This is a genomic window from Mycobacterium sp. 1165178.9 (genome assembly GCF_001673555.1).
GTDB lineage: Bacteria > Actinomycetota > Actinomycetes > Mycobacteriales > Mycobacteriaceae > Mycobacterium.
This window is the reverse complement of record NZ_LZMB01000543.1, coordinates 1-6,306: the sequence shown is the minus strand read 5'-3', so window position 1 is coordinate 6,306 and position 6,306 is coordinate 1. Positions and strand designations below refer to the sequence as shown.

Annotated in this window: 7 protein-coding genes and 2 tRNA genes; 6 read left to right on the top strand and 3 right to left on the bottom strand. The window is 60.8% G+C overall.

The window, feature by feature from the left end; genetic code table 11:
* Positions 1–57 precede the first annotated feature (57 nt).
* From A5652_RS23160 to A5652_RS28805, 3 genes are all read left to right on the top strand, one after another.
* Positions 58–131, top strand: a tRNA-Cys gene (locus A5652_RS23160).
* A gap of 14 nt (positions 132–145) precedes the next feature.
* Positions 146–220, top strand: a tRNA-Val gene (locus A5652_RS23155).
* 110 nt (positions 221–330) lie between these two features.
* Entirely contained in the window at positions 331–513 is a 183-nt protein-coding gene (locus tag A5652_RS28805) for a hypothetical protein (protein ID WP_082984037.1), read from the top strand.
* Positions 514–724: 211 nt separating this feature from the next.
* Here A5652_RS28805 and A5652_RS23145 read toward each other — a convergent pair whose 3' ends face one another.
* Complete coding sequence (locus A5652_RS23145; RefSeq protein ID WP_067357396.1) at positions 725–2,227, bottom strand: adenylate/guanylate cyclase domain-containing protein; 1,503 nt, start codon at positions 2,225–2,227, stop codon at positions 725–727.
* 44 nt (positions 2,228–2,271) lie between these two features.
* Between A5652_RS23145 and A5652_RS29280 the strand changes: the two genes are divergently transcribed.
* Positions 2,272–2,586: an excalibur calcium-binding domain-containing protein gene (locus tag A5652_RS29280; protein ID WP_369805858.1), complete on the top strand. Its 315-nt coding sequence runs from the start codon at positions 2,272–2,274 to the stop codon at positions 2,584–2,586.
* Positions 2,587–2,979: 393 nt separating this feature from the next.
* On the top strand, positions 2,980–3,546 hold the full coding sequence (locus A5652_RS23140; RefSeq protein ID WP_067357393.1) for a dihydrofolate reductase family protein: 567 nt from the start codon (positions 2,980–2,982) through the stop codon (positions 3,544–3,546).
* Positions 3,547–3,734: 188 nt separating this feature from the next.
* Here A5652_RS23140 and A5652_RS23135 read toward each other — a convergent pair whose 3' ends face one another.
* Both A5652_RS23135 and A5652_RS23130 read right to left on the bottom strand, forming a co-directional pair.
* Positions 3,735–4,181, bottom strand: a complete 447-nt coding sequence (locus A5652_RS23135; RefSeq protein ID WP_067357390.1) for a universal stress protein — start codon at positions 4,179–4,181, stop codon at positions 3,735–3,737.
* A 226-nt stretch (positions 4,182–4,407) separates the two neighbouring features.
* Positions 4,408–5,445, bottom strand: coding sequence for a hypothetical protein (locus A5652_RS23130; RefSeq protein ID WP_067357386.1), 1,038 nt, complete (start codon positions 5,443–5,445; stop codon positions 4,408–4,410).
* Positions 5,446–6,025: 580 nt separating this feature from the next.
* Here A5652_RS23130 and A5652_RS28995 point away from each other — a divergent pair.
* Positions 6,026–6,151 (top strand): hypothetical protein, encoded by a 126-nt coding sequence (locus A5652_RS28995; RefSeq protein WP_255361862.1) that lies wholly within the window; start codon positions 6,026–6,028, stop codon positions 6,149–6,151.
* Positions 6,152–6,306: the final 155 nt, after the last annotated feature.

The following is a 6,306-nucleotide window of genomic DNA, read 5'->3' as shown; positions in this document are numbered from 1 at the left end:
GGTCGCGGGTTCGAATCCCGTCATCCGCTCGAAGGTGCAAGTGGCGTGGACCCCAACGGTGGAGTGGCCGAGTGGTGAGGCAACGGCCTGCAAAGCCGTGCACACGGGTTCGATTCCCGTCTCCACCTCCAATTTTGGTTTCCCGGCGCGATTAGCTCAGCGGGAGAGCGCTTCCCTGACACGGAAGAGGTCACTGGTTCAATCCCAGTATCGCGCACCAGAGTTTATGCAGCTAAAGCATTGCACTTAGTGCAACTAGCTTAGCCTCATGAACTACATATGACCTGATCTCGACCGGCGACCTAACGCCCGAGGAGCATAATCGAACCTATGTTCGATTCGTGGGAGCCTTCGGATGAGTACGCCACCTTGCACCACCTCGACCGGAAAGTGCGGGTTGATGTTGCCCGGGTCTTTCCCACGAAGGCAATGCGTAAGGACGAACTGCCTATGTGGGTCAAAGCATTTGGACTGCACCTGGAGCCAACGATGTTTGCCCGGCAGATCGCATAAATACGCACATCGAACGGAAGTTGGCTGGCAGCCGTTGACATGCCTGCGACGAGCGGCAACGGACTGTCCAGGCTGACGATGAATCTGTGGTTGCCGGCGGAGGTCGTACGGCCCGACCGATGACGCTGGCGAAGCGCTTGGAACCCAATTGCTCTAAGCCGCGTCTTAATAGTTGCTCGGCCGCCCTACTCTCCCATTGGGGCGGCCCGATTCACAGGGCAAGTCCGAAGAGTTGCACGGCGGCTGACTTGCCCTTAAGAGCGTGGGACCCCCGGTCGATGAGTTCCGGTGAGCGCCCATTCAGCGCGTCAAGGCAATGGCGGGTGAGCAGGATCGTGTCACCGGTGGTCTTGGTGTACTGCTCGACACGGGCAGCCACGTTGACCGTGTCACCGATCAAAGTGAACTCCAACTTGCCTGCGCCGCCGATCGTTCCGGCGATCACCACACCGGTGTTGATCCCAATGCCGATCCGCAGCTCCCCCCCGAACCTTTCGGTGACGAGGCGCTGAATCGTCACAGCGGCGTTCACCGCGGCGTCGGCGTGATCGGCCAGATCATTCGGCGCACCGAAAACCGCCAGCGCGCCGTCGCCGAGGAACTTATTGACGTGGCCGCCGGCATCCAGCACCGCGGGCACGACAATCTCGAATAGGGCGTTGAGGCGGGTGACGGTGTCCTCGGCCGTGTTGGCCTCGGCGAACGGAGTGAAGTCACGAATGTCTACGAACATCACCGTGACCTCGCGGCGTTCCCCGGTGAAGACATCGCCACCCTGTTCAAGTAAGCGCGCCGCCAGGCCGGGATCGACATAAGTGCCAAAAGCCGCGTGAAGTCGTTGCCGCTCAGCCAATCCCGCCTGCATCCGGTTGAATGAGGCCACCAGTGCGCCGAGGTCGTCGTCCTGGACCACTGGTAGGCGCTGGCTGTAGTCGCCAGCTCCGACCCGCACAGTCGCTTGGGCGAGGTCGCGAATGGGCCGGAAGGACGGCGAGAGCATCGCACCGACGGTGATAGGTACCCCGACGGCAAGCGTCAACGCGCAAGCGATCACAACGGAGAGCACCGGGGCTTCCCTGCCTCGATTCAGCGCGAGCGCCACCATTGCGGCCATCGCGGAGAAGGTGAAAATGGAGCCCACGATCGAGAGGCCCAACCACGCGGCAAAGGTCGGGCGCGAGCGCGGGAAGGTGTCGCCGATGCCAGTATTCCCGGCGAGGGCTGCCCTGGCCGGTCGCACTGCTCCTTCCCCAAAGTTGTGCACGCCGATCAGCGCGGTAGCGAATCCTGTGGTCACGCCGACGATCCCGTACTGAACTAGCCGCGTCCCGCCAGCTCCGACGATCAAACCGACAACCGTCAACAGCACCACGAGCGAAGCCGCTATCAACCACAACGCTCGAATATCAGCGATTCGAACCCAGGCATAGGTATCTTCCAGGGCCTTTGCTCGATCAACTTCACGGCCGGCCGCCCACTGTTGTGCCAGCCGCAACCGTCTAATACCAGGGATAAGATTTACGAAGTTCAATATCAGCGCTACGACAGCTGCGAAAACAGACGCTTCCACGTAGTGATTGGACTTCTCGAATGTGACGACAACCCACGACCAAAACAAGAAGACCGGCAGGGTCGAGGCGAAAGCCCCCATCAGAAGCACCCACCAGTACCTCGTCCCAAACCGATCCCACGCCCACTGCCAAACGCGATCCATGCCGCGAGATTAAGCTGTTCACCGCCCGGCGGCGGCACTTCGCGGTGCGTCCCGGCCGCCACCGCCGTCATCCAGCAGCGCAGGCTCGCGACCGATTGCCGCGCGTCGCCTGGTTACTGATCGCGGTCGTCGTTGTCTGTGTGCTGATCGTCGTTGTGGCACTAGCGGAGCGAGGTGTGTCCATCTCGCGATCCCCCCACCCGAGCATCACCCCAAGTCGGCCAGGGGTCTACTACCAAAACTGCGCCGAGGCCCACAAAGATGGCCGTTGGAACATTCCCGCGGATGACCCGGCCTACCGCCCTGCCCTGGATAAGAACCACGACGGCATAGCGTGCGCGTCCCGCGCTCGGCGATGAGTAGGTCGGCACCACTAGGCGCCACGCAACGTCGGACGTTAGATCGTGACCAGAGTCCCGCCCTGGCGTTTGCGGGACTCTGGTCACGAACTGTTTTACTTGCTAGGCGTTGTCCTTAAGGCGCCGTGCAGAATCGCTGGCTCGACAAGTAACTCACCGACCGCCACCGTGTAGCGCAAGGCATAAAAGCGAATAAGTTCCATCACGGCGAGTGCGGGCCAATCTAGGGCTGCTGTTGAGGCGTGGCCACGGTTGGTCGCACATATGATGGTCGTCTCTGCTGTCGATGTCTACTGCCCGCAGTACGCGGGATGAGACGCCCCATCGACGAGGATTTGACATATCTCGTTTGGCGTCGTGATGAGTTTTGCCCTCCGGTGCAGTCTGATCTGCATGGGCAAACTCATCTATGGCTTCAACGTGTCGGTGGACGGGTACATCGCCGACGCACAAGGCAACATCGACTGGAGCGATCCGAGCGAAGAACTGCACCAGTACTGGAACGACTTCGAGCGGGAGACCGCCCTGTCCTTCTACGGGCGGCGGCTCTACGAGCTGATGTCCGCGTACTGGCCGACCGCCGATCGGGCCCCGGACGCGACCCCTTTGATCGTCGACTTCGCCCGCATCTGGCGCGACATGCCCAAGGTCGTGTTCTCGCGCACCCTGGAGTCCGTCGACTGGAACTCCCGCCTGGAACGCGGCGACCCGGTCGAGGTGGTGACGAAGCTGAAAGCCCAAACCGAGGGCAGGCTGGAGATAGCCGGCGCGACGCTGGCCGCACCGATCGTGCAGGCCGGGCTGGTAGATGAGTATCGGATCGTGGTCGCGCCCACCGCCGTGGGCGGCGGCACACCGTTCTTCCCGACATTGCCGTCATGGATCTCGCTGCGACTGTTGGAGAACCGCACCTTCCCGGGTGGCACGGTCCTACTGCGCTACGAAGCGAAACGCGACTGATCGGACACACCAGCATGCTCTGCCCGCGCACGCGTTTTCATAGTTCCCTTGTGAAGAAGCGGGGAAGCCTTTGCGCTCAAATCGATGAACGGGGCGACGACGCCGAAGTCGCAGAATACGTCCGCCAGGTTCGGTAGTCGAATACTCGATGAGCGACGTGCCCGCGGGCTGCATGTCCCTGCGAGGCTTCAGTCTTCGGTTTTGACGACTTCCACCTTCGTCTTCGCGCGATTGGAGATAGCTTTCGGCACGGAACCCACGACCTTCCCGACGATCGAATTGGTGCCAACGCTGCCCACGACAATCAAGTCGGCTGCAATCTCGTCAGCCAGTTCTAGCAGCGCGTCGACCGCAGCGCCCTCCACCGCGCGTTCCTCGACATCGGTCGCACCGGCATCCCGTGCCCTGGATGCGGCTCTGCGCAACATGTCGTACACGGGCGCGTTGCCTTCGGTCCGATATTGGTCGTCACGAAGCTGATCGGGATCCGTTCCGCCTCGTTGTTCACCCAGGAATGCGGAGGCGACGACGAGTTTTGCTCCCGAGTCAGCAGCAATCTCTGCGGCGCGGTCAACCGCCCGTAGCGATGTGTCCGAGCCGTCGGTGCCGACCACGATAACCTTGTACTTACCCATGAAATCCCCTAATGGTGCCGTCAGCTGACTCACGTGCGGTCACCATAGCGAGATATGCGGACAGCCATGCGAGTGTTCCGACGAATCCATCCGCCCAGGGAGTCTAGTTTTTTCGGGGGTGTCCTGTTGTGCCGTAATGGTCCGCGATCACTGAGGACCAGATATGTTGTCAGGCAATGGTTTTTGTTGACAACCAAACATCCCAGGGCGCGCGACGCGAGCAGCACTACAGAAAAGACATGACCTTCGCGCCTAGAGAATTATCCTCAGGTTTCTCTTCGCTACGCACGTACGTTTGCGCAAGTCGGTCTTGGTCATCCGGGGACAGCCGAGACTTGCGGTCAGGGTCATCCCACAGGTCGAAAGTCTGGACCAACCAATACACGCAAAATTCCGCGAGCACCGCGCCTTCAACGTAAGTGCCCCACCGGTCCCCGAAATATATGGGCCACGCGCAATGCACCGCGATTATTCCGAGAAACGTCAACAGCATCACCACGGCCCACACCCGGTAAAAGCCCTTGTAGATGCGATGAACGGTGGCCCCTCGTGGCGAGTATTGCTCTCGGCTGGCGACGACTGCGGTGGCGAACACGGTGGCGATGAAGGATGAGAGCAGCAGAATCCCAGCCGCACCGTGCGCATAGTCTCGTGAGTCAACTTCGGGGGTGCAGAGGGCGATCAAACCAACCACCACGACCATTCGGAGAACGCACCGCGCCCAATTTCCCCCAGGGCTCTTCTTGTGGCGGACTTTGTCGCCGTTCTCGCCTCTTCTGTCGTAATGGTGCTGGAACAACGTGATTACCCACGCCACAGCGAGAGCCGCGACCACTGCCACCAGATTGGGCCTGATCACGGTCGCTTCCTTGACGGCGTCCGGGATAAAGAGAGGCGTGCATAATTTGATGTAACTTCTGCCCTGCGGCACCAGGGCCGCGGTCAGCCCAGCGATACCAGCCACTGTCAGTAGAGCGTTCTCCGTGTCGCTACTGCCCCGGTAGACAAAGAAGAGCGTGGCGAGTCCCAGTAGCCCGGCGACGAAAACGCTGTGCGCGGAGGTGTAAAAGTACTCGCTCAGGGCTCCTTGCCAGCAGCCTTTGCCTGACCTGCGCATATAGGTGCTTTGGACGATGAATGACGCCGCGAGCATGACCGCTGTGATGGCCAAGCCGATACGCAAATTGCGGTACACGGCGAGGGTGGTGGCCACGACAGGCACCACAGGCTCGCCGTCGTTTCCTGTGCTGGTGGGTTGGTTCACGCGCAAATCCCTTTATGTCCGCGCCCCATCAATGGATCGACTTTCGTCGACCGGGCGATCATCGCGTCGGGGAAAAGCGAGGACGAAATGTTAAGTGCAGGCGCCGCATCAAACAGTTGCGCGTAGGGATCGGTGAACAGCGGGCGCTGACTTCTGCTCTCCCCTACTCTCGACGCCCCCGTGCTCAGACCCGTTGGACCGATGCTCTCAGAGAGGTACCACGTGTCATCGTCACAACTAGGCATTTGCCAGGCCTCCGTCCACCCATCGCGCTTATAACAAAGAGTGGCCCATCGACCGACCAACGGGGCACAAATGGGCACATGATTGGGGCAGGGCTTAGCAGCCGGGCGCACAGGAATTACCCATGTGAGTAATTCTCGAACGACTTACGCTCCATCGACGAATCGGGCCAAGCACCACATACAAGCTCATTACCAACGGCAGCTTCAAACCCGCGGCGCCACTCTTCCCGCTATTTGCGCGATATTGCACACGCGTTGAAAGAACCGCGATAGCATCCGATCGTCGGGCACCATTTTTAGGGAGCGTCGTCCCAACAGGTAGAAAGGCGTGAGCCATGAGCGGCACCAAGAAATTACTGAAAGCCATTGCAGCGGCCGCAGTGCTGACCGGTGTGATGCTGGGATCGTCGGGCTGCATAACGATCGACCTTGGGGCACCAAGCAGAGTCGCAACGCAATAACTTTCGGCCGCGGAGCCTGACGCTGTCGCGCATGCCCTCGTTTTCGGCACGCCGTCAGAGCCGCCCCGTCAGAGGCACGCACCAGCGCCGCCCGCGATGACCGCGCGTTGAACGCCAACTCGACGGGTCCGGGCCTGGCGGGCAACTCGCCCACC

Coding starts and splice junctions, on each gene's coding strand:
- A5652_RS28805 (WP_082984037.1), top strand. CDS start 331: ATGTTCGATTCGTGGGAGCCTTCGGATGAGTACGCCACCTTGCACCAC.
- A5652_RS23145 (WP_067357396.1), bottom strand. CDS start 2,227: ATGGATCGCGTTTGGCAGTGGGCGTGGGATCGGTTTGGGACGAGGTAC.
- A5652_RS23140 (WP_067357393.1), top strand. CDS start 2,980: ATGGGCAAACTCATCTATGGCTTCAACGTGTCGGTGGACGGGTACATC.
- A5652_RS23135 (WP_067357390.1), bottom strand. CDS start 4,181: ATGGGTAAGTACAAGGTTATCGTGGTCGGCACCGACGGCTCGGACACA.
- A5652_RS28995 (WP_255361862.1), top strand. CDS start 6,026: ATGAGCGGCACCAAGAAATTACTGAAAGCCATTGCAGCGGCCGCAGTG.